This is a genomic window from Candidatus Pelagibacter sp. HIMB1782, from assembly GCF_052047475.1.
Lineage (GTDB): Bacteria > Pseudomonadota > Alphaproteobacteria > Pelagibacterales > Pelagibacteraceae > Pelagibacter.
This window is the reverse complement of sequence record NZ_JBNAKE010000001.1, coordinates 203,909-226,611: the sequence shown is the minus strand read 5'-3', so window position 1 is coordinate 226,611 and position 22,703 is coordinate 203,909. Positions and strand designations below refer to the sequence as shown.

The following is a 22,703-nucleotide window of genomic DNA, read 5'->3' as shown; positions in this document are numbered from 1 at the left end:
TGAATTTATAGAAAAAAATTTAGTATTTAAATTTTAATTTTTAGCTGTTGAAAAGAATGTATAATTATTGAATTGTATCTGCTGATGTAACATTAACAATTATTTCAGCATCAACTTCTGAGTGTAAAGAAATCTTAACTTTAAATTTTCCTAAAGATTTAATTTCTTCAACTGGTTGTATCATTGAAGGTTTGATTTCAATTTTATTTTCTTCTTGAATAAGTTTAGAAATTTCAGTTGGTTTAACAGAACCATAAAGTTCGTTATTTTCAGTACTTAATTTTTGAACTGAGTACTCTTTATTATTGATTTGTTCTGCTATTTTAGCTGCTTCTTGTTTTCTCTCATTGTCTTTTTTAGATAAATCAGCTTTTATTTTTTCAACTTCTTTTATATTTTCTTTAGAGGCATAAAGAGCTTTTTTATTTGCAATCAAAAAGTTTCTAGCAAAACCTCTTTTTACGTCTATTACTTCTCCTACAGACCCAATTCTTTTAACGTTTTCTAATAAAATAACTTTCATTATAATAATGCTAGATTTCTTGCTCTTTTAATTGATAGAGATAATTCTCTTTGTTTCTTTTGAGAAACATTTGTAATTCTTGATGGTAAAATTTTACCATTTTCAGAAACATATCTTTTTAAAAGTTTGATATTTTTGTAATCAACTTTAGGAGCACCTTTTACTGAAAGTGGGCAAGTTTTTTTAAATTTATATTTATTTGGTTGGAAAATACTTAGTTTTGCAAAATTGCTTTGTTTTCCTTTTTTATTTCCATTTTGTCTTTTTGGCATTAGTTTTTAGCACTTTCTTTATTTTCACTATCTTCTTTTTTTCCAAAGTAGTTAGTATCTAAATCAAATTCTTTTACTCTAACAGTAAGATATCTTAGTAGTTTTTTATCAATAGCTTCGTTTTTCTCTAGTTCTTCAACTACTTTACCTTTACCTTTAATTTTAAAGTGTATGTAACTACCTTTTTTATTTTTCTTAATTAGATAAGAAAGGTTTAGAAGGCCCCAGTTTTCAGTTTTTACAACTTCACCTTCATTTTTTTCTACAATTTTAGAATATTTTTCAGTTAACTGCTTTAACTCACTTGGAGATGTATCTTGTCTAGCTATAATAGTATGTTCGTATAAGTTCATTTAAGTTCTTTAATAAAAAGTGAGGATATACTATTATAAAAGTTCAATTACAATAGATAAAAACACAAAATTAGTAATATTTTTATATGTTTTCAGTAATATTTCCAGGTCAGGGATCTCAAATAGTTGGAATGGGAAAAGAGTTCTACGACAAATTTGAGCTTGTGAAAAGCCTATTTAAAGAGGCAGATGAGACATTAAATTATTCAATATCAAAGCTAATATTAGAGGGGCCTAAAGAAGAGCTTGATTTAACTGTAAACACTCAACCAGCAATTTTTTTAATAAGCTATTCTATATTTAACGTTATTAAAAAAGAATTTAATATTGATTTAAATGAAGCAAAATATTTTGCAGGGCATTCTTTAGGTGAATATTCTGCTTTATCTTGTGCTGGATATTTAAACTTTGCAGAAACATTAAAAATTTTAAGAATCAGAGGTGATGCTATGCAAAATTCTGTGCCAAAGGGTGAGGGTGGTATGGTTGCAGTTCTTGGATCAACTGTTGAGATTATAGAAAAGATACTAAAAGATAACGAATCCAAATTTATAGTACAAATAGCAAATGATAATTCGGAAGGGCAAATAGTTTTAAGTGGAAAAACTGAAGATTTAGAAAAATTAATTGAAGTATTAAAAGGAAACTCTATTAAAAATATAAAGCTTCCAGTTAGTGCCCCTTTTCATTGTAGTCTTATGAATAAAGCTACAGAGATTATGACACAAGAATTAAACAAGATTTCATTTTCTGATGGAAGTAATAAGTTGATATCAAATGTAACAGCTGAAGTGATTTTAAATTCTGAAAATTTAAAATCACTTTTAATAAAACAAATTGAAAATAGAGTAAGATGGAGAGAAAGTGTCTTAAATATGATAAATAATGATGTTGATCATTTTATAGAAATTGGACCTGGGAAAGTTCTGTCAGGTTTGGTAAAAAGAATTAATAGAAAAGTGAAAATTAACACTATAAACAGTCAAGAGGATATTGAAAATTTAAAAATATGAATGATTTAAAAGATAAAAATATAATTGTTACAGGTGCATCTGGAGGAATAGGAAATTCTATTGTAAAAAAATTATATGAAAGTGGTGCTAATATTTTAGCCTCAGGAACAAGAATTGAGAAACTAGAAGAATTAAAAAAAGAATTCGAAAAAATAAATATTTTAAGGTTTGATATATCTCAAAGTGAAAAAATTGAGGAATTCATTGAAAATGCAACAAAAGAACTTGGTGGTAGTTTGGATTGTATTGTTAATAATGCTGGTATTACTCAAGATAACTTGGCAATCAGAATGAGTTTGGATGAATGGAGAAAGGTAATTGAAATTAATTTAACGTCGACATTTTTGATGAGTAAATTTGCCATAAAAAAAATGTTAAAAAATAAATCTGGAAAAATTGTTAACATTACTTCTGTTGTAGGTCATACAGGAAATTTAGGTCAAGCCAACTATACTGCATCAAAAGCAGGAATAGTGGCAATGTCCAAAAGTTTAGCAATTGAATATGCCAAGAAAAACATTAATGTAAATTGTATATCACCAGGATTTATTAAAACTGCTATGACAGATAAAATAGATGAAAAATTCAAAGAAACTATAATATCAAAAATACCTTCAGCACGACTTGGAGATCCTGATGATATTGCAAATGCTGTAGGTTTTTTATGTTCAAATCAATCTAGCTACATAAATGGAGAAACCCTGCATGTTAATGGTGGCATGTATATGGCTTGACAAAATAACTTTTTAAACTATTAACGAAATATAACAAAAAGGATCAATATGTCAGAAGACGTTTCAAGCAAAGTAAAAAAAATTGTAGCAGATCACTTAGGTATAGATGAAGCTAAAGTAACAGAAGAATCTAGTTTTATAGATGATTTAGGAGCTGATAGCTTAGACACTGTTGAGTTAGCGATGGCTTTCGAAGAAGAATTTGGATCTGAAATTTCAGATAGCGAAGCAGAGAAAATTTTAACTGTCGGAGACGCAGTTAAATTTATCGAAGGAAAAGCAAACTAAAAATATTAATGCCCTCAGAAAAAGATGGGGTTATGATTATACTTTCCTCTCCTTCTGGAGCAGGAAAAACTACACTAGTAAATCTATTATCAAAAAAAGAAAATTACGTAGTTTCTGTCTCTCATACGACTAGAAATCCTCGCCCAGGAGAAATTAATAAAAAAGATTATTATTTTGTTAATGACGATGAATTTGAAAGATTGATTAGGAATGAAGAATTTTTAGAATATGCAAAAGTGTTTAACAATTTATACGGTACAACAAGAACACCTGTAATAGACAATTTAAATAAAGGTAAAAATGTTTTATTTGATATTGATTGGCAAGGTGCAGATCAAATTAAAAATAAAAAATTAGATTACAAATTAATTTCTTTTTTCATTCTACCTCCTAGTAAAGAAGTTTTATTTCAAAGACTTTCAAATAGAGACATGAAAGATAAATTAATTGCAGAAGAAAGAATGAAGCAGTTTGAAAGAGATGTTTTGCATTGGATAAATTACGATTATGTAGTGATAAATGATAAAATAGAAAATTGTTTTGATAAAATTAACAATCTTATTCAAGCAGAGCTAAATGATGGCTCCAAAGACTATGATTTAAATTACATAAGAAATCATATAGAAAAATTAACTAAATAAATTTTTCATACTCTTCAGTAATTTTGTAGTATGTTTCAAAATTTAAATTTTGAGGTCTTAGATTTAATTGTATATTGAGTTTTTCCAAAATATTTAAATTACCATTAAAAATTTGATTAAAAGGTTTTTTAATCATCTTTCTTCTATTGTTAAAAAAAATTCTTGTTATTTTTTCTAAATTTTTGGGATCTTTTAATTTATAAAAGTTTTTTTTAGGACTAAATATAAGTAAGCTACTATCTACTTTTGGTTTTGGGTTAAACGCTTTAGGTTTAATATCGCATACTTTTTTAACAGTTAATTTCCAATTGACTAAAATGGATAATCTTCCATAATTTGAGTTATTGTAATCAGCTATTATTCTATCAGCCACTTCTTTCTGAAACATTAAAATAAGATGTTCAAACCAAAAGTTCTCCTTTAGGTTTATTATCCATTTGCTCAATATTTCAGTAGATATGTTGTAAGGTAGATTTCCAAATACTAGTGTTTTTTCTTTAAATAAAGAAGTTTCATCTACATTTAAAATATCATCATTTATTATATTTAATTTTTCTTTAAACTTTAATTTTAAATCTTCCACTAAGTCATTGTCTTTTTCAACAACAATAACTTTTCTTGGGTTTTTCTCTAAAATATATTTTGTAAGATTGCCTGTCCCTGGACCTATTTCTAAAATAATTTTATTCTCAATTTTTACACAATCAACAATCTGCGCTAAAACCCCTCTATCAATTAAGAAATTTTGACCTAAACTTTTTTTTGCCTTTATCAATGTTTATCTAAAAAAGAGATTGCTCTCACTAAACTTAATGGGTTGGATATATTTTTTCCCAACATTTTTTCATTTGGACCATGGTCTGGAGAAATTCTAGTAAAAGGTAAACCAAGAGTAATATTAATTGCATCATATTCCATTAATGTTTTAATTGGAGTTAAAACTTGATCGTGATACATGCCTAATATTACATCATATTTAGATCTATTTTGTTTTAAAAACATAGTATCAGCTGAAAATGGACCAAAAATTAAATAATTTTTTTTTTTCAAATAGTTAACTGCTGGCTTTACAATTTTTTCATCTTCATTGAAATTATGTATGCTTTCACAATGCGGGTTAAGTCCAATCACTCCGATTTTTGGTTTTTTATTGAAATTTTTTTTATAAAAATCATTTATCAGTTTTGATTTTTCTACAATTTTATCCTTTGAAATTTGACTTGATACAGATTTAATTGGCAAGTGTGTAGTAACAGGACATACAGACAATTTTTTATTATATATTAACATAGCCTGATTTTTAACTTTAAAGTGTTTTGAAATATATTCTGTCATACCTAAATATTTTTTATTTAAAAAATTTTTTTTAGATATTGGTCCATTTATTAATTTGTTTGATATTCCTTTTTGTATTAAATGAAAAGCTATCTTAAAAGATTTTTCAATATATTTTTTTGAATTATCTGATATTTTTTTTTCAAATTTATTTTTAAAATTATAGTGTATATCAATTAAGTTGATAGTTTTTTTAGATAAGGCGTAATTTCCTATTTTATCATAATTCATATCAATAATTTTTTTTTTAAAATTTAATTTTTTCATGTGAAATTCTAAAATTTTTTTGGAACCGATTAGAATAATCGGGCTTAAAATTTTCTTATTTAATGATTTGAATAAGATTTCTAAAAATACGCTATTCGGTTCGCCAAAGACTATGATTATTGGTTTATATTTTTTCAATTTTTATATTCTTTTTGATTTTATTAAAGTAAATACTCGAAAATTGATTAAGCTGCTGATTAGTTTTTAATTGGATTAATTTATTCAATTCATTATCTATATTTATTGAAACTTTTGTTTTTTTTATTTTGTTAAGTTTTAATATTAAAAATCCACCAGGTATTACTTCTGGTTCTGTATATTCACCAATTTTTAATTTTTTAACTTTATTGTTTAAATTCTTATTTATTGAGGTTTCATTTATCCAGCCCAATTCTCCACCAGAAGATTTACTGTCAGATATGCTGTGTAACAGAGCAGCACTTTCAAAACCTCGATTAGAAATTTCATTTTTTATCAATTTTAATTTTTTAACAAAATTTTCTTTATTATCTGCTTCAAACAGTATTTCTGATAAGTTGTACTCGAATTTTTCCTCACTTTTTAAAACTTCGTCTTTAAGTTGATTTTTGTTTATTTTAACTTTGTCTAAATATTTTTCATAAATAATTTGGTTCCATAATGCTTCTATTGACATTTTTTCTTTAAATTCACTTAAGTCAAAACCAATTGAATTAATTTTTTTCTCAAACTCTGTTTTATTTTCAACTTTAAATCTTTCATAATTTTGACTCAGCAATAAGTTCATATAATCTTCATTTAATTTAATTTCTTTAACGTGATTTAAAATTTCAATTTTTTTAATTTTTTCTTTAATTATGGAATTTGTTGAAATTTTAAATATCTCATCTTTTGTCAAATCTAGTAATTTTGGATTAATAATAGCTAAGTATCTAAATTCTTTTGTAATATCAAAGTTTGTTACTATCTGATTATTGATTTTATATGCTATCTTATTATTTAAAGCTTCAGCACTTAAAATAAATAACGAAAAAAAAATTATTAATAAAATTTTTTTATAAATATTAGTTAAATAAATCATTATCTCTATAGAAACTTTGTTCTACATCTTGCTCTAAAGTTGTCAAAGGAAACAGCGTTAGTGTAAGCATTAAGTCCTCTGTTGGTTTTGCATCTCTATCAGAATAATATGTTTTTTGATACTTAATACCTGCTGTTAAACAATCATTTTTATACTCATAAACTAGGTCATAATATTCAGTTAAACTAATTTTTCTATTTCTTCTCGTACCAAATGTAAGATAGTTATTATCATTGAACTTATACAAAGTAGAATTTGATATCTGATTAGAATCTCCCATTTCACCGTTAGTTTCAGAAAAATCGAAAGTTGTGATGAAATTATTGATATGAAAACGTAAATTAATTTCGTTACTTTCAAAAGTACTTAGATCATTATCAATAGCAAAGTTGTAATCTAACTGGATCTTTTCATACAATTTATTTGTTATAGACCCAAAGAGATTAGAAGCTTTTCTATTAAGTGTAGTCGATGAGCTAATTTTATCTTCATTAACATCTCTTAGTACACCAGCTAATTTAAATTCAAAAAATTTTTCTATTTTATTTTTTTCGTTTTCTTCATTAAATGCTATTTCTTCATCTGTTAGAATTTTTTCTTTTAAATAATTTAGACCAAGAGTTAAAGATTTTCCTTCCTCATAAGCTTCATTGATACCCAGTCTATTTATACTAAAAATATTATCAACATTTACATTTCTATTACTTAAACTTTTCATATGACTAGGATTTAATCTAAAAGAAAAATTTGGAGTTATACTCTCGTTAAAATTTTTAGAAATTTTTTCTAATGGGAAACTTGATCTAGCCTCAAATAGACTCATAATTTGTGATTGCGGATTATTTTTATAATTACTATGATTTTTTGCTACAGTATTTAAATTCTTAAAATATATACTAAAATTATTTTGAAAACCTAAATTAGAAAAATAATCTAAACTTGAATATGTTAAATCGTTATTTATAGTAGTCTTCATAACGTTTGTATTATTCAAAACATTATTACCAGAAGAAGAAAAACCAAAAGTTCCATTAAATATTTCATTCGAAAAATTAGTTGAATAAGCGTAATTTGGAAAGTTATATTGGTATCTATCACTGTCTTTTCCAGATAAACTCTCATAAACTTCAAGCCCAGTAGAAAAATTATAATCTTCATTATCTATATAAAAATCTATGCCAGACTCAAGACTGTTTAAGCTATTGGGTTTTACTGAGGATTTAATTAGGTTATTTTTGAATACATTTAAAAAAGTATCGTTAGTAACACTTTCAATTGTAATTTTTAAATCACTGTTATCAAAATTTTCAATTTCTAAATCTTTATCATATTTAGCAAATAAGTGACCAATGCTATTTCTTCTACTTCCATTAATAGATGATTGATAACCTTTTGTAATCCCAAAATCTGCAATAAACGAAGAATTTTTGTTTACTTGTCTGTATTCATTTTGAAACATTTCAATTTCGCTATCAAATATTTGTGGCTTAAAAGTAAAATCTTTATTATCAGAAATTACTTTAAAATAGGGCAGGTAAAGTGATGTTCCAAGAGTTTTGGATCGATTTAACTGAGGTCTTAGAAATCCAGATTGTCTTTTAACTGTTGGGTCAGGATGAAAAAACTTTGGAAAATAAAAAACTGGCATATCATACAAATTAAGTACTGAATTTTCGTAGATGAGTTGACGTTTTACTTTGTCATGGGTTATTTTTTTTGACCTCATACTCCAAGAGGGACAATCGTCTTTACTATTTTTACAACTTGTGAAAATTCCTTTATTTATAACCGTCTTGTCTTGGTTTCCACTAGACGAAGCACCAAATAATCTTGGCTTATTCTCAAATATTTTATCCTCATCAACAAGTTTATTTATTTCAGTTTTTCCAATTAATTCCAAAAATTTTTCTTTCTCTTTTTGAAAAATGTTATTGTGCAAAAAAACTTTTGTATCTTTTCCTTTAAATTCCTTTTTTTCTAAATCAAATATCCCATTTGAAAATATAAAATTATCACTTTTTTCTTTTTTATAGTTTGTTGTTATTTTTATATTGTTACCACGTAATAGTTTTGTCTTTGTTAGATAATTAAAATTTTTTAAGTTATAAAAATTATTATCATCATCAGTTATAATCGTATTAAACTCTGAACTTAATTCACCTTTATTTCTCAAAAATACAGTATCTTTAGAATTAAAGTTATACTTATTTTCTGATATTGCCTCAGTTTTTCCTTCTGTGATAATTTTCTCTTTGTTCCTAAAGTATGTGGAGTTTTCTGTAAATATTATTACATCCTGAATTTCGTCATTTATAACTACATTTTTGTATGCATTCACAATATTTAAGATTTTGTTATACTCAAATTCATCAGCATTAATTGTAAGTCCATTATCAAAAGCTTTTGACTTTCCTTTTGAATCGAACCTTTCGTCATTTTTGAAAAAATTAATTCTGTCTGATTGAACAATTATTTTTTTAACTAAATCTTTAATTTCTGCATTACCTTGCGCTTTTAATTCATTGGTTGATCTATTGAAATTAAAACTATCAGCATTTATAATTGTGTTTTTTCCAGTTGCCTTTGATCTTGTATTTGTAAAAATTATATTTTTATTAACTAAATAATTTAAATCATCAGATTCAATCAAAATATCATTAAGCAAATCATCAATTATTACATTCCCATTTGCATATAGTTCATTTTGTTTTTTATTGTACTTAAAACTATCAGCATTTATGATTGTATTTTTTCCTGTTGCCTTTGATCTTGTATTTGTAAAAATTAATTCTTCATTTTTTTTGTACGTCACACTCTCAGTCTCAATGAAGATATCATTTACAAGATCTTTTATTATCACATTGCCATTTGCAACTAGTATGTTGGTAATTTTATTATATTCAAATTGATCAGCTTCTAAATTAATATTACTATCTGTATTTATCTCACCTCTTTTAAGTCCTTTAAATATATTTCCATTTTCATAAACCTCTATTTGAGTAACATTAAATTCAAATTGTTCTTGAGCCAAACTTAATTGGCAATTAACTAAAATCAGAATAGTAATAAGTATTATAGAAATTCTATTTTTCATTAATTTTAAAAATCATTGTAAGATTTAATATTAATATTGCCAATAGGGGGAACCAAATAGCTACAGAAACATCAAACTTTTCAGTTTTACCCATTACATAGAAAAAATTATTAAGATAATAAATTACAACTGATAAAAAAAGACCAATTGCTATTTTGAATGTAGTGCTACTAAATCTTTTAATATTAAACATTAATATAGCAGACAAGATAGTCATTAATGATAGAAATATTGGATATGAAATAATTCTATTTAACTCTAAATCAACTTCAATAATTGAATAATTTAAAGAAAGGTAGTTTTTTCTCAGATCAAGTAATTTTAAAATTGATAATGATGATAAGTTTGAAAACAAGCTTTGAATCTTTTCATAATTAAAATTCGATTTTATTGTAAAAGTTTCTTTTTTTTCACTTTGATTATTTTTGTATAATTTAACTTGGTAAGCTATCCAATTATTATTTGTTATATCTATTTTATCTGCTTGAACATTGTTCAAAACCTCATACTCATTGTCAAACTGAGTAATAAATGTGTTTATCAAATAATTATTATCTATTTTTGATGCATTAATGATGCTTACTTTTCCATCAACATTATCTTTTATCCATAATCCATTTTTGGTTACGACCGCTAAATATTCATCATCAGCTGTGTAATTATTTTTTAGTTCTAAGTAGAAATTTTTTAAATTAGAAGAAAAACTATAAAAAATTAATATGATGAATAAACCAAGAAAAAAAGTAAATAGACTTATGATGGTTAAAATCTTGGAGTTTTTTAATCCTGAATATTTAAATATTTGAATTTGATTATCTTTAAATAAGTTTATAAAAAAAAGTTGTGTTCCTATGAGAAAGATAAATGGAAACATTTCAAATATTAATGCAGGTGAATTAAGAAGCGAGAGGTATAGTGGAAATAAAACATTCACATTTGTATTTCTAAAAAATTCAATCTCACTCAAAATATTTAAAATTATAACCAAGCTAAACATTACTAAAAAAACAAACACAAATGACTTCAAAAAAGTACCAAGAATAAATTTATAATATGTTTTCATGATATTAATTATTTTTAGCCTTAAATTTAATTTTGTTATTAATTGAAATTAAAAGTAATAAAAAAATTATAAATGGGATTAAAAAAACAATAATATTAAAATTCAAATTTTCTTGAATTAATTTTTGAGTTGTTTCAGAAAAAACTATTAATGTAAAACCTATTAAAAAAACAAAAACTCTAAATTTTGTATAATTTATGTTCTCTTTAGAATAAATTATTAATATTAAAGCACATAATATTAATGATGGGATATACATTGGTACTAAAAACCTTTTATAGATTTCTTTGAAAACATTATCTAAATTTTCTTTTGTACAATTTTGAATAAAGATTTTTTCTGATTTGATTAAATTATTTGAAAAAATCTTTTCAAATCTATTTACACATAGCAATAAATTTAATGTTGACGTTTCTTGAATTTTATCAACTTTTATAATCCCCGAATCTTGATCAGACATATTTAAAGAAGATTCTTTAAAATTAAATGTAGTAAGATCATTTCCAATTTTATTAATTGTCTGACCATTTTTTAATACTAAAGTTTGATTATTATTTTTTGATAAAAAGAAACCACTTTTTGCATATGTAATTTGAAAATTTCCTTTATCAGTCTCTTTTTTAAGGTAAATATTAATCAGTTCACCATTGTTTTTTTTTTCATCAACAAATAGGGTTAATCCTTTAATATTATCATTAAATTTTTTTGGTTTAATAAAGCTTTCAAAAAAATTTATATTAGAGTCTTTAATGAGATTTCTAGAAAAATTTTGAGTAGTAGGCACCAATAATGAAACAAGTAAAATTTGAAATAACATAAAAATTATAGAAAATTTAATAAAAAAATTTATTACTTGTTTTTTTGAAACACCAAAATTCCAAAAAATTATCAGTTCATTATTAAGTTCATATTTTGAAATCACATAAAAAAAACTAAAGAAAAGAGCAAAGGGTAAAAGTTTACTAATTATTTTTGGGAAATTTAAAAGTGTATAATTTAAATAAAGAAAAAAATCTCTGCCATCTTCAACCATTAAATCTAGAAAATTAACTGCCTGAAATACCCAAACGATAATTGCTGCTGAAATAAGAGAAATGAAAAAGAAAAATGTGCAATCGTAAATAAACTTTCGAAAGAGTATTTTTTTCATTGAAATAAGGTATTTTTATTCATATATAGCATCCATCATTAACAGTTTGTATTAAAAATTTATGTCAATTAAAATTAATTATAAAAATAATTCATCAAAAAATAACTCTGGAAAATTCATATTTTTTGTTGATGAAAAATATACATTAACCAGTTTAAAGAAAAATTTAATTAAATCTGAATATCGGTTCATAAAAGATATAATATCTTCTCATGATTTAACTAAAAACATAATCAGTTTTGATCTAAATTCAAAAAAAAGAATTTTTTTAATATCTGTAAAGAAAAATATTAACACTTCTGAAACAGAAAACTTAGGCGCTAAATTCTTTAATGATATAAAAAATTTCAAACAGAAAGAATTTTATATTAATTCAGAAGTTCTTCCAATAAATCAAAAAAAATTAATAGGTCATTTTCTACATGGTTTAAAGCTTAAATCTTATGTGTTTGACAAATACAAAACTAAAAAAAATAAAAATAATATTATTATCAATGTATCTGGTAAGAATGTGCCTTCCAATAAAGAACAGAAAATATTTAACGCAATAGAAGAAGGAACTTTCTATACTAGAGATTTAGTTTCTGAACCTGGTAATGTTTTGCATCCTGATGAGTATGCAAAACGATTAAAAACTTTATCAAAATTTGGATTGAAAATTACAGTATATGATGAAAAAAAATTAAAAAAATTAGGGATGAATACTTTATTAGGTGTTGGTCAAGGTAGCATAAGAGGCTCTTATTTAGTTACTATGGAATGGAAAGGTTTGAAAGATAAATCAAAACCTTTAGCATTTGTTGGAAAAGGAGTTTGTTTTGATACTGGGGGTATTTCACTTAAGCCTGCTAAATTTATGGAAGATATGACCTATGATATGGCTGGTTCAGCAGTTGTAGTAGGTTTAATGAAAAGTTTAGCACTTAGAAAAGCAAAAATAAATGCTGTTGGTGTGGTTGGTTTAGTTGAAAATATGCCTGGTGGAAATGCTCAAAGACCAGGAGACATAGTTAAATCTTACAGCGGAAAAACTGTTGAAATCCTAAATACTGATGCAGAAGGAAGATTGGTTCTTGCAGACGCACTTACTTACACAGAAGAAAAATTTAAACCTAAATTTATTGTTGATTTAGCAACTTTAACTGGTGCAATTATTGTTTCACTAGGATCTGAGTATGCTGGTTTATTTTCAAACGATGACAAATTGTCTAAACAATTAATTGATGCTGGAGAAAATGTTGAAGAAAAAGTTTGGAGAATGCCATTAAATAAAAATTTTGATAAGTTAATTGACTCGAAAAATGCTGATATGCAAAATATTAATTATGTTGGTGGCGCAGGCTCAACAACTGCTGCTCAGTTTTTGCAAAGATTTATATTAAATAAAACACCATGGGCTCACTTAGATATTGCTGGTATGGCATTTTCAAAGTATGGAGGTGCATTAAACTCAGGAGGAGCCACAGGTTACGGAGTAAGATTATTAAACAAACTAATAGAGGATAATTATGAGTAATATTGAACAAACTTTATCAATAATAAAACCTGATGCTGTTGAGAGAAATCTAGAAAATGAGATTAAAGAAATGTTTAAAAATAATGGTTTTTCAATTGTTAAAGAAAAGAAAATTCAAATTGAAAAATCTGAGGCTGAAAATTTTTATAAAGTTCATGAAACAAAGCCATTTTATAATGATTTATGTGAATATCTATCTTCAGGTCCAATTGTAGTAATGGTACTAGAAAAAGAAAATGCTGTGTTGGGAAATAGAGAATTGATGGGTGCAACAAATCCTAAAGACGCCGAAGAAGGCACAATAAGAAAGAAATATGGTATTTCAATAGATAAAAACTCTGTCCATGGGTCTGATAGTGTTGAAAATGCAAAAATTGAAATTGATTTCTTTTTTAAAGATTAAAGATTTTCAAAATAGCTTTAGGATATAATTTATGCTCTTGAGCTAAAATTCTTTTAGCAAGACTATCTGAGCTGTCATTTTTGTGAATATTAACTCTTTTTTGAAGAATTATTTTCCCAGAATCTAATTTTGAATTAACAAAATGCACAGTACATCCTGAGTATTTATCTTTATTATCTATAGCTCTTTGATGAGTATTTAAACCTTTGTATTTTGGTAACAGAGATGGGTGAATATTTAAAATTTTACCTTTAAAATTTTTAATAAAATTTTTAGAAAGTATTTTCATAAATCCTGCCAAGCAAATTAATTCAATTTTATTTTTTTTAAGTTCTTCAAGTATTTTTTTTTCAGCAATATCTTTATTTTTGAAACTAATTATTTTTTTTTGAATTTTAAAAATAGTTCCATATTTCAAACCTTTTGCTAATTTATTATTAGTAATAATTAAGTTAACAGAAATAGGAGATTTCTTTAATTTAGAAAATTTAATCAGTGATTTTAAATTACTACCCGCTCCAGAAATAAATACTGCAGTTTTAGTTTTATTAGTTCCAGTTGATAGAACCATTTAATTTTACTTTATTTTTACCACTTATAATTTTTCCAATTACATATGGTTTATATTCTTTTGGAAAATAATTTTGAACTTTATTCAAGTTTTTTTTATTTATAATTAAACAAAAACCAACACCACAGTTAAATGTTTTTAACATTTCATTTTCTGATATTCCATTTTTTTTAAGCCAATTAAAAATTTTTAAATTTTTAATTTTGTTTAAATCAATATCAGCTACCATGTTATCTGGTATAATTCTTTTGATGTTATCAGCAAGTCCTCCTCCTGTTATATTTGCACAACCATTAATAAGATTTTTGGAAATTAAATTGATTATTTCTTTCACATAAATTTTTGTTGGTTTTAAAAGTTCTGATTTTAAAAATTTATTTTTATTTATATTAATTTTTTTTTTTTTTATTAAATACCTTACAAGTGAGAACCCATTTGAATGTAATCCGCTAGATGGAATTGCTAATATCAAATTATTTTTTTTGATTTTATTTTTATTTAAGATTTTATTTTTACCAACAATACCAACAGCAAAACCAGCTATATCAAATTTACCTTTAGAATAAGTGCCAGGCATCTCTGCTGTTTCTCCACCTACAAGTTCACAATTTGATAATTTACATCCTTTAACAATTCCTTTGATAATGGATTTAAGTTTAATTAAATCAATCTTGTTTATTGAAATGTAATCTAAAAAAAGCAAAGGTTTTGCACCTTGAACAATTAAATCATTCACACTCATTGCTACAAGATCAATACCGATTGTATCAAATTTATTTAAAGTATTAGCTATTTCAATTTTAGTCCCAACACCATCTGTACAAGCAACTATTTGAGGTTGCTTTATGTTACTTGGAATATTTGAAATAGAACCAAATCCCCCAATATTAGAAAACTTTTTTTTGCCCTTTTTTTTTGATGATACTGATGAAATGAAATTTACAAACTTATCAGCGGCCTTAATGTTTACACCACTTTTTTTATAGGTAAAATTTTTATTATTCATTACAATATTTTATGAGGTGTTTTTCAAAATTAATTAAACTGAGGAATTTATATAATCTTTTTCTATTTCTTGCTTTATTAAATATTTTTTTTTCCACAGAAAATAGTGTTGCAAAAACATTTTCTATAAAAGAAATTGAAATTTCAACTCCATATGATGCTTCATTTGATAAAAATAAGATCATAAATGATGGTTTTGCCAAAGCATTTGAAGAACTTATTTTAACCATTGCCCAAAGCAAAGATCAAAAAAAACTTCAAAATTCTTCAACTAAAGAAGTTAAAAGTTTAGTTGAAACATTTTCAATTGTTCAGGAAAACTTTGTTGATGAAATATATAATCTTACTTTAAATGTAGAATTTAATAAAAAAAGTTTTTTTGAATTATTAGAAAAAAAAAATGTATTTCCTTCATCTATTATTCGAAAAGATTTAATTTTTTTTCCAATAGAAGTAGATGAAGAGAAAAATGAAATATATCTTTTTTCGGAGAGTCAATTATTTAAAAATTGGAACTTAAAAAAAGAAAAATATCATCAATTAAATTATATTTTACCTAACGAAGATATTGATGATTATAATACAATAAAAAAAAATATTAACAATTTAGAAGATTTTGATTTTAGAGAAATTTCAAAAAAATATAATTTTGAAGATTTCATTATTATGATTGTTTTTAAAAATAATGAAGAAATTCGAGTTCTCAATCAAATAGTATTTAATAATAATCAAAATTTAAAAAACTTTAAATTCAAAAATATTAATTTTGCAAAGTTGGACGATGTTGAAAAATTTATAGGTGAACAAAAATTAGTTTTTGAAGATTATTGGAAATTAAAAAACACAACAAATACATCAATCAAATTGAACTTAACAATCTCAGTTGATAATAGCAATATAATTAGGATTGATCAGTTTGAAGAAACACTTTCAAACATAGAATTGGTTAATAAATTTAATATATTTAAATTTGATAATAAAAAAAACATTTATAAAATAATCTTTAATGGAACCCGAGATCGGTTCTTGGATGTGATGGAAGATTATGATTATTTTTTTGAAATTAAAAATAAAATTTGGTTATTAAAATGAAATCTTTAAACCAGGAAATCTTAAAATTTGATTACGATCAAAACTTTCAAGATCAAGATTTTTATGTATCAAAATCTAATGAATTTTCATTTTTACTATTGAATAGTTGGCCTAAATGGGAAAAAAATTTTATAAATTTAATTGGTGAAAAATTTTCAGGCAAGTCTCATTTAATTAATATTTTTCTTCATAAATTTAGAGGTATAAAAATAAATGCAGCTGATATTAGCAATGAATATTTACAAAAAATTAAAATCTATGAAAATATAATTATTGAAGATTTAAATAAAAATATTGATGAAAAGTTATTATTTACTTTTTTGAATAATATAGAGCAAGATAACAAATATTTAATTGTTACTTCAACCAAACCAATAGTTGATTACACTTTTGAATTAAATGATTTAAATTCTCGAGCTAAAAATTTTCTTTTATCAAAGATTGATAAACCAGAGGATGATTTATTGTACGCTTTAATATTAAAAAATCTTTCTGATCGTCAGATATCAATTGATAAGAAATTAATAGATTTCATTATAAAAAGAATAGATAGATCCTATGGCAAAATATCTGAATTCATATATAAGATCGACGAAATTAGTTTAAAAAGGAAAAAACCAATCGATTTTAAAATTATTAAAGAAGCTTTAGGAGATTAATTGAGTAAATATAGAACACACACTTGTAATGAACTAAGAAAAGAAGACGTTGATAAAAAAGTATTTCTTTCAGGCTGGATCAATAAAAAACGAGATCATGGTAACTTATTATTTATAGATTTAAGAGATAATTATGGTGTCACTCAATGTATTATTGATAAAGATAATAAAAATTTTACAAACTTAGAAAAAACTCAATTAGAAACTGTAGTTAAAATAGAAGGTAAGGTTGTAGCTCGATCTGAAGATACAATTAACAAAGAAATAGGTACGGGAGAAATTGAGGTAACAATAGATACTTACGAAGAACTAGGTTCTTGTAAAGAATTGCCAATGCCAGTTTTTAGCGATCAAGAATATGCTGAGGAAATAAGACTAAAATATAGATTTTTAGATCTAAGAAGAAAAAAAATACATGAAAATATAATTTTAAGATCAAAAGTTATTTCTTACATAAGAAATGAAATGACAAAATTAGGTTTTTTGGAATTCCAAACACCAATACTAACATCCTCTAGTCCTGAGGGTGCTAGAGATTTTTTAGTTCCAAGTAGATTAAATCCAGGGAAGTTCTATGCTTTGCCTCAAGCGCCACAACAATTTAAACAACTAATAATGGTATCTGGTTTTGATAAGTATTTTCAAATAGCCCCTTGCTTTAGGGATGAGGATGCAAGAGCAGACAGAAGTCCAGGTGAATTTTATCAACTAGATTTAGAAATGTCTTTTGTAGAACAAGAAGATGTTTTTAATGTTGTTGAAAAATTATTGGTTAATACTTTTAAAACATTTTCAAATAAAAAATTATTAAACGATAAGTTTCCAAGAATTTCTTACAAAGAAGCAATGTTAAAATATGGAAGTGATAAACCTGATTTAAGAAATCCACTTATAATAAATGATATTACTGAAATATTTACAAGAGATGATGTATCTTTTGAAATATTTAAAAAGTTAGTAAAATCTGGTTCAAGAGTAAGATGCATAATAACAAAAAATACTAAGGATAAACCAAGAAGCTTTTTCGATAATATTGATAAATGGGCCAAAGAACAAGGTGCATCAGGTTTGGCTTATTTTACATTTGAGAAAAATACTGAGTTATCTGGTAAAGGACCTATAGGAAAATTTTTCACCAAAGAAGCATTGCTAGAAATAATGAACTTAACTAATGCAGAAGTAGGGGACAGTATTTTTTTAGCTTGTGGCAAACAAAATGAATTAGAAAAAATAACTTCTCAGGCAAGAAATAAAATTGCAGAAGATTTAGATTTAATTGATGAAGATATTTTTGCATTTTGCTGGATAGTTGATTATCCAATGTTTGAAAGAGATGAAGTAACCAATAAAATTGAATTTAGTCATAATCCATTTTCTATGCCACAAGGTGATTTGACAGAAAAAGAACTTGAAAATCCTCTAGAATTATTGGCTTATCAATACGATATTGTTTGTAATGGTATTGAATTATCCTCTGGTGCTATAAGAAATCATAAACCTGAACTAATGTATAAGTTATTCTCAATTGCTGGATATGATAAGCAGAAAGTAGATGAAAAATTTAGTGGTATGATAAATGCATTAAGTTATGGTGCTCCACCTCACGGGGGTATTGCTCCTGGAATTGATAGAATTGTTATGCTGTTAGCTAATGAGAAAAATATTAGAGAAGTAACAATGTTTCCAATGAACCAAAATGCACAGGATTTGATGATGAACGCTCCATCTGAAGTTAATCCTGAACAGTTAAAAGAGTTGAACCTGTCTTTAAAAAATAAAAAATAAAATTATTTTTTACCTTTAAGACTTATTTTAACATCAGATAAATCAACTAGATTTTTTTTATAATTATTTCTTACAAATCCTTTGCTAGTAATATCTTTAACAATTTTTAATAATTGATTTTGATCTTCATTTTCTTGATCATTCGTATCGTTTCCACCAATTGCAGGAGTATGTGCAAGATCTTCTCTATTTTGGTAAGATATAGCTAACTCTCTAAAAATATAATCTAAAATAGAGGTAGCACTCAATATTCTATCATTTCCATGTACTTTACCTGATGGTTCAAATTTCGTTCCCACGAATGCACTTATAAATTCATCTAATGGCACTCCGTATTGAAGACCTAAAGATACTGCTATAGCAAAGTTATTCATTAATGCCTTAACTAGTTCTCCTTCTTTACTTGTGTCGATAAATATTTCTCCAATTTTTCCATCTTCATATTCACCAGTATGAAGATAAACTTTATGATCTCCAATTGTGGCTTTTTGAATATAGCCTTTTCGTCTGTCAGGCATACTAAATCTTTTGCCACCTTTTTCTGAGGATTTGTTTAAGTTTTGAACGACGGTTTCTTTACTTATAGAATTTGTACTTGTACTTTTGGAGACAATTTCAATTTTTTTATTTTCAACTACTTTTTTATTATTTGGGTCTAAACTTTTAGTTTTTCTATTGTCTAATTTGACATCTAAAACTTCGAATTTACCATCGTCTCTTTTTTCTAAGTTTTTAAGCTCTGTTTCATTAATATCGTCTAAGTAATGATTTACCTTAAAGGTACAAGTGTAATAAGTTTCTACAAGATATTTTGCCATTTTACCTCAGTTTAAAATTAGTTTGAAAATAGATTCTTTTAATTTATATACTTATTCATATTTTAGTCTAATTTAATTTTTACAATTTCTAATTGAAATAAAAAATAAAATAACATGTTGACACTTTTTAAAAAAATTTTCACTTGGTGGAATCAAGATACTTTTGGCACAAGATTAAAAACTATTTTTTTTGGAAAACTTGCTGGAACAGATCAGTTTGGAAACAAATATTACGAAGATAAAAAAGGAAAGAGATGGGTAATATATTCTGATGTTATTGATGCATCAAAAATTCCAGTTGAGTGGTATTCATGGATACATTTTACACCTAACAAAATAGAAAAAAAACATGAGCTTGAAAAATATGACTGGCAAAAACCTCATCAATCAAACTTAACAGGAACTGAAGAAGCATATTATCCAAATAAAAACAAAGATGGTGTTAAAAAAAAATATACTAGTTGGAAAGAGTAGTTTTTTTCTTTACTTACCAATCCTCTTTTTTTTATTTACAACTATTTCACATTCTAAAAGTAAACTTGAGGGTTCTTTTACAGAAATTAAGATTTTAGATAAAATTAGTTCTAAAAATACTTCATTAAAACTTAAAAATGGCCAATTGCTAAAATTTAAAGACTTATCAATTCAAAGTTTAAAATGTAAAAATTCTGAATTTGATGATAATCCAGAAATTACTGCTTATATTCAAGTCAGAGATTTATCGAGTCAAAACAATGATGAAGTTTTTGTGTTTAATGGATGGATGTTTTCATCAAGCCCTTCAATAACTCCATTTGATCATCCAATTTACGATGTGTGGTTAATAAAATGTTATTAAACTATAGTATCCTTATCTAGCCAGCTTACATTAAAATCTGAATTGATAAATTTTTTATGATTTAACAATTTTTTGTGAAGTGGAATAGTAGTTGTAATACCTTCAATAACAAATTCATCTAAAGATCGGTTCATTCTTTGAATAGCTTCAGTTCTATTTCTTCCATGACAAATTAACTTACAAACCATACTGTCATAATAAGGAGTAACTTTGTAACCTTGAAATATAGCACCGTCTACTCTTGTTCTAAATCCTGATGGCTGGTGGCACATGCTTATAATTCCTGGAGAAGGTTGAAAATTTTTACTGGCATCTTCAGCATTTATTCTACATTCAATTGCGTGACCTCTTGGGTTTATATCGCTTTGCTTTAGTGCTGTTTCCTCAGAAAACGCTATCCAAATTTGTTCTTTGATAATATCTACTCCTGTCACCATTTCTGTAACAGGGTGTTCTACTTGAACTCTTGTATTCATTTCAAGAAAGTAAAACTTTCCATCTTCATAGATAAACTCAACTGTACCAGCCCCCATGTACCCAATTTTAGAGACCATTTTTACAGTTTTTTCAAAAAGATCTTTTCTAATTTCATCATTCAAAACAGGACTAGGAGTTTCCTCAATAAGTTTTTGATGTCTTCTTTGTACAGAGCAATCCCTTTCATGCAAATGCACAACTCTATTTTTTCCTGCTAATATTTGAACTTCTATGTGTCTTGGATTTTGAAAGAATTTCTCAATATACACCTCATCGTTACCAAAATATTTTTGTGCCTCCGATTTAGCTGTGGAAAACAATGTTTCGAATTCTTCTTCTTTGTGTACTATTTTCATACCTTTTCCACCACCCCCACCTGAGGCTTTAATCAGAACAGGAAAACCAATTTTTTTACAAAGATCTTTTGCTTCATTAATATCCCTAACACCACCTTCAGATCCTTCAATAACTGGTAAACCATTTTCTTTAGCTATTCTTTTAGCTTGAATTTTATCTCCCATCATTTCGATGTGTTTTGAAGATGCACCAATAAATTTAATTTTATTTTCTTCTAAAATTTTAGCAAAGTTAGCATTTTCTGATAAGAAGCCATATCCTGGATGAACAGCATCTGCATTAGTCAGTTCTATTGCAGACATTAACGCAGGAATATTTAAATAACTATTAGCTGGTTGATGAGAACCTATACAGATACTTTCGTCTGCCATTCTTACATGCATACTTTCTCTATCAACATCTGAATGGACCGCAACTGTTGCTATACCCCATTCTTTACATGCTCTTATAATTCTAACTGCAATTTCTCCACGATTTGCAATTAAAATTTTTTTGAACATTACTTATTCTAAAACAAGAATTGTTTGACCAAACTCAACTGGCTGACCATCATCAACACAAATCTCTTTTACGATACCATCATGCGTTGAAGGGACGTGATTCATAGTCTTCATTGCCTCAACAATCATTATTGTGTCACCTTTTTTAATTTTTTTACCAACTTCAACAAATTTTTTTGCCCCAGGTTCTGGCGCATGATAAGCAGTTCCAATTATTGGAGAAGTAATTTCTGTACCAGATTTAACGCTTTCAGCAGATTGGGAAGCAGCAGTTAAATCTGTTTTGTTTACAGATGTTGGAATTGTTTGATTGCTAATTGATACGTTATTTTTTGAAACTTTAATTTTAGTATCTTTTTCAGTAATTTCTATTTCAGTTAAATTAAACTCATCTAAATAATTACTAAGTTCTTTGATTATGTTTTTATCTATTTTCATTTTTGTAAAAGCTTTTGTAATGAAATTATGGCCAAAATATATCCTTCAGTGCCTAATCCAAAAATCCCACCTGTTGCAACTCCACTAATAAGTGATTTATGTCTAAATTCTTCTCTTTTATATATATTTGATATATGCATTTCAATTATTGGTTTCTTGAACAATTCAAGTGCATCTCTTATTGCAACTGAAGTATGTGTAAATGCGGCAGCATTTATAATCATTCCATCATAAGTTTTACGTGCATCTTGAATTGTATTTACTAAATCTCCCTCCAAATTTGATTGGATAAATTGACAGTCTAGCCCAATTTCATTTGATTTTTTTAAACAATTTTCTTTAAGTTGTTGATAGTTACCTGATCCATATTGTGATTGTTCTCTTTCACCTAATAGATTAAGATTTGGACCGTTAATAATAATTATTTTATTATTCATTCAGCTTTTATATA

The 22,703-nt window shown here is 25.7% G+C and carries 26 protein-coding genes; 11 read left to right on the top strand and 15 right to left on the bottom strand.

Going from position 1 to position 22,703, the window contains the following annotated elements; translation table 11 throughout:
- Positions 1-64: 64 nt before the first annotated feature.
- Genes rplI through rpsF form a run of 3 tightly spaced genes read right to left on the bottom strand, consistent with a single transcriptional unit; the run spans position 65 to position 1,148 of the window.
- Entirely contained in the window at positions 65-523 is a 459-nt protein-coding gene (gene rplI / locus ACTTAO_RS01245; RefSeq protein ID WP_440652727.1) for a 50S ribosomal protein L9, read from the bottom strand.
- Positions 523-795 carry a 30S ribosomal protein S18 gene (gene rpsR, locus ACTTAO_RS01240; RefSeq protein WP_440690537.1) on the bottom strand — a complete coding sequence of 91 codons (273 nt, stop codon included), beginning with the start codon at positions 793-795 and terminating at the stop codon, positions 523-525. The genes rplI and rpsR overlap by 1 nt, the downstream gene beginning before the upstream one ends.
- Positions 795-1,148, bottom strand: a complete 354-nt coding sequence (rpsF, locus tag ACTTAO_RS01235) for a 30S ribosomal protein S6 (RefSeq protein ID WP_262589557.1) — start codon at positions 1,146-1,148, stop codon at positions 795-797. The genes rpsR and rpsF overlap by 1 nt, the downstream gene beginning before the upstream one ends.
- Positions 1,149-1,234: 86 nt before the next feature.
- On the opposite strand from rpsF, the gene fabD reads away from it, so the two are divergent.
- From fabD to gmk, 4 genes are read left to right on the top strand one after another with little or no spacing between them, the layout of a single operon-like run.
- Positions 1,235-2,161: an ACP S-malonyltransferase gene (gene fabD, locus ACTTAO_RS01230; protein WP_440690535.1), complete on the top strand. Its 927-nt coding sequence runs from the start codon at positions 1,235-1,237 to the stop codon at positions 2,159-2,161.
- Positions 2,158-2,895, top strand: coding sequence for a 3-oxoacyl-[acyl-carrier-protein] reductase (gene fabG / locus ACTTAO_RS01225; RefSeq protein ID WP_440690533.1), 738 nt, complete (start codon positions 2,158-2,160; stop codon positions 2,893-2,895). The genes fabD and fabG overlap by 4 nt, the downstream gene beginning before the upstream one ends.
- 48 nt (positions 2,896-2,943) lie before the next feature.
- Entirely contained in the window at positions 2,944-3,183 is a 240-nt protein-coding gene (locus ACTTAO_RS01220; RefSeq protein WP_440690531.1) for an acyl carrier protein, read from the top strand.
- 8 nt (positions 3,184-3,191) lie between these two features.
- Positions 3,192-3,824 (top strand): guanylate kinase, encoded by a 633-nt coding sequence (gene gmk / locus ACTTAO_RS01215; protein WP_440690529.1) that lies wholly within the window; start codon positions 3,192-3,194, stop codon positions 3,822-3,824.
- Here the strand turns inward: gmk and rsmA are convergent.
- From rsmA to ACTTAO_RS01185, 6 genes are read right to left on the bottom strand one after another with little or no spacing between them, the layout of a single operon-like run.
- Positions 3,817-4,599, bottom strand: a complete 783-nt coding sequence (gene rsmA, locus ACTTAO_RS01210; protein ID WP_440690527.1) for a 16S rRNA (adenine(1518)-N(6)/adenine(1519)-N(6))-dimethyltransferase RsmA — start codon at positions 4,597-4,599, stop codon at positions 3,817-3,819. The genes gmk and rsmA overlap by 8 nt on opposite strands.
- On the bottom strand, positions 4,596-5,564 hold the full coding sequence (locus ACTTAO_RS01205) for a 4-hydroxythreonine-4-phosphate dehydrogenase PdxA (protein WP_440690525.1): 969 nt from the start codon (positions 5,562-5,564) through the stop codon (positions 4,596-4,598). The genes rsmA and ACTTAO_RS01205 overlap by 4 nt, the downstream gene beginning before the upstream one ends.
- Positions 5,551-6,486: a peptidylprolyl isomerase gene (locus ACTTAO_RS01200; protein ID WP_440690523.1), complete on the bottom strand. Its 936-nt coding sequence runs from the start codon at positions 6,484-6,486 to the stop codon at positions 5,551-5,553. The genes ACTTAO_RS01205 and ACTTAO_RS01200 overlap by 14 nt, the downstream gene beginning before the upstream one ends.
- Entirely contained in the window at positions 6,470-9,580 is a 3,111-nt protein-coding gene (locus tag ACTTAO_RS01195; protein ID WP_440690521.1) for an LPS-assembly protein LptD, read from the bottom strand. The genes ACTTAO_RS01200 and ACTTAO_RS01195 overlap by 17 nt, the downstream gene beginning before the upstream one ends.
- A complete protein-coding gene (locus tag ACTTAO_RS01190) occupies positions 9,570-10,643 on the bottom strand; it encodes an LptF/LptG family permease (RefSeq protein ID WP_440690519.1) in 1,074 nt (357 codons plus the stop codon). Before ACTTAO_RS01190 ends, ACTTAO_RS01195 begins: the two co-directional genes overlap by 11 nt.
- A 4-nt stretch (positions 10,644-10,647) precedes the next feature.
- Positions 10,648-11,793 carry an LptF/LptG family permease gene (locus ACTTAO_RS01185; RefSeq protein ID WP_440690517.1) on the bottom strand — a complete coding sequence of 382 codons (1,146 nt, stop codon included), beginning with the start codon at positions 11,791-11,793 and terminating at the stop codon, positions 10,648-10,650.
- Positions 11,794-11,854: 61 nt separating this feature from the next.
- Between ACTTAO_RS01185 and ACTTAO_RS01180 the strand changes: the two genes are divergently transcribed.
- Positions 11,855-13,309 (top strand): leucyl aminopeptidase, encoded by a 1,455-nt coding sequence (locus tag ACTTAO_RS01180; RefSeq protein ID WP_440690515.1) that lies wholly within the window; start codon positions 11,855-11,857, stop codon positions 13,307-13,309.
- A 1-nt stretch (position 13,310) separates the two neighbouring features.
- Positions 13,311-13,712: a nucleoside-diphosphate kinase gene (gene ndk, locus ACTTAO_RS01175; RefSeq protein ID WP_440691095.1), complete on the top strand. Its 402-nt coding sequence runs from the start codon at positions 13,311-13,313 to the stop codon at positions 13,710-13,712.
- On the opposite strand, the gene purN is transcribed toward ndk, so the two are convergent.
- Both purN and purM read right to left on the bottom strand, forming a co-directional pair.
- Positions 13,702-14,283: a phosphoribosylglycinamide formyltransferase gene (gene purN / locus ACTTAO_RS01170; protein WP_440690513.1), complete on the bottom strand. Its 582-nt coding sequence runs from the start codon at positions 14,281-14,283 to the stop codon at positions 13,702-13,704. The genes ndk and purN overlap by 11 nt on opposite strands.
- Complete coding sequence (gene purM / locus ACTTAO_RS01165) at positions 14,261-15,289, bottom strand: phosphoribosylformylglycinamidine cyclo-ligase (protein ID WP_440690511.1); 1,029 nt, start codon at positions 15,287-15,289, stop codon at positions 14,261-14,263. The genes purN and purM overlap by 23 nt, the downstream gene beginning before the upstream one ends.
- An 11-nt stretch (positions 15,290-15,300) precedes the next feature.
- Between purM and ACTTAO_RS01160 the strand changes: the two genes are divergently transcribed.
- Genes ACTTAO_RS01160 through aspS form a run of 3 tightly spaced genes read left to right on the top strand, consistent with a single transcriptional unit; the run spans position 15,301 to position 18,824 of the window.
- Positions 15,301-16,380 (top strand): DUF2066 domain-containing protein, encoded by a 1,080-nt coding sequence (locus tag ACTTAO_RS01160; protein ID WP_440690509.1) that lies wholly within the window; start codon positions 15,301-15,303, stop codon positions 16,378-16,380.
- The gene (locus tag ACTTAO_RS01155; protein ID WP_440690507.1) at positions 16,377-17,039 is read left to right on the top strand and encodes a DNA replication protein; all 663 of its coding nucleotides are present in this window, start codon (positions 16,377-16,379) and stop codon (positions 17,037-17,039) included. The genes ACTTAO_RS01160 and ACTTAO_RS01155 overlap by 4 nt, the downstream gene beginning before the upstream one ends.
- Entirely contained in the window at positions 17,040-18,824 is a 1,785-nt protein-coding gene (aspS, locus tag ACTTAO_RS01150; protein ID WP_440690505.1) for an aspartate--tRNA ligase, read from the top strand.
- Positions 18,825-18,826: 2 nt separating this feature from the next.
- Here the strand turns inward: aspS and ACTTAO_RS01145 are convergent, their stop codons facing one another.
- A complete protein-coding gene (locus ACTTAO_RS01145; protein ID WP_440690503.1) occupies positions 18,827-19,642 on the bottom strand; it encodes a TSCPD domain-containing protein in 816 nt (271 codons plus the stop codon).
- Between the two features lie 114 nt (positions 19,643-19,756).
- On the opposite strand from ACTTAO_RS01145, the gene ACTTAO_RS01140 reads away from it, so the two are divergent.
- Both ACTTAO_RS01140 and ACTTAO_RS01135 read left to right on the top strand, forming a co-directional pair.
- Positions 19,757-20,116 carry an NADH-ubiquinone oxidoreductase subunit NDUFA12 family protein gene (locus ACTTAO_RS01140; protein WP_440690501.1) on the top strand — a complete coding sequence of 120 codons (360 nt, stop codon included), beginning with the start codon at positions 19,757-19,759 and terminating at the stop codon, positions 20,114-20,116.
- On the top strand, positions 20,079-20,480 hold the full coding sequence (locus ACTTAO_RS01135) for a DUF2155 domain-containing protein (protein ID WP_440690499.1): 402 nt from the start codon (positions 20,079-20,081) through the stop codon (positions 20,478-20,480). The genes ACTTAO_RS01140 and ACTTAO_RS01135 overlap by 38 nt, the downstream gene beginning before the upstream one ends.
- Here ACTTAO_RS01135 and accC read toward each other — a convergent pair.
- The 3 genes from accC to aroQ are packed head-to-tail and all read right to left on the bottom strand — an operon-like array spanning position 20,477 to position 22,689.
- The gene (gene accC / locus ACTTAO_RS01130; protein WP_440690497.1) at positions 20,477-21,814 is read right to left on the bottom strand and encodes an acetyl-CoA carboxylase biotin carboxylase subunit; all 1,338 of its coding nucleotides are present in this window, start codon (positions 21,812-21,814) and stop codon (positions 20,477-20,479) included. The two genes, ACTTAO_RS01135 and accC, sit on opposite strands and share 4 nt — an antisense overlap.
- A gap of 3 nt (positions 21,815-21,817) precedes the next feature.
- Positions 21,818-22,252 carry an acetyl-CoA carboxylase biotin carboxyl carrier protein gene (locus ACTTAO_RS01125; RefSeq protein ID WP_440690495.1) on the bottom strand — a complete coding sequence of 145 codons (435 nt, stop codon included), beginning with the start codon at positions 22,250-22,252 and terminating at the stop codon, positions 21,818-21,820.
- Positions 22,249-22,689 carry a type II 3-dehydroquinate dehydratase gene (gene aroQ, locus ACTTAO_RS01120; protein ID WP_440690493.1) on the bottom strand — a complete coding sequence of 147 codons (441 nt, stop codon included), beginning with the start codon at positions 22,687-22,689 and terminating at the stop codon, positions 22,249-22,251. Before aroQ ends, ACTTAO_RS01125 begins: the two co-directional genes overlap by 4 nt.
- Positions 22,690-22,703 lie beyond the last annotated feature (14 nt).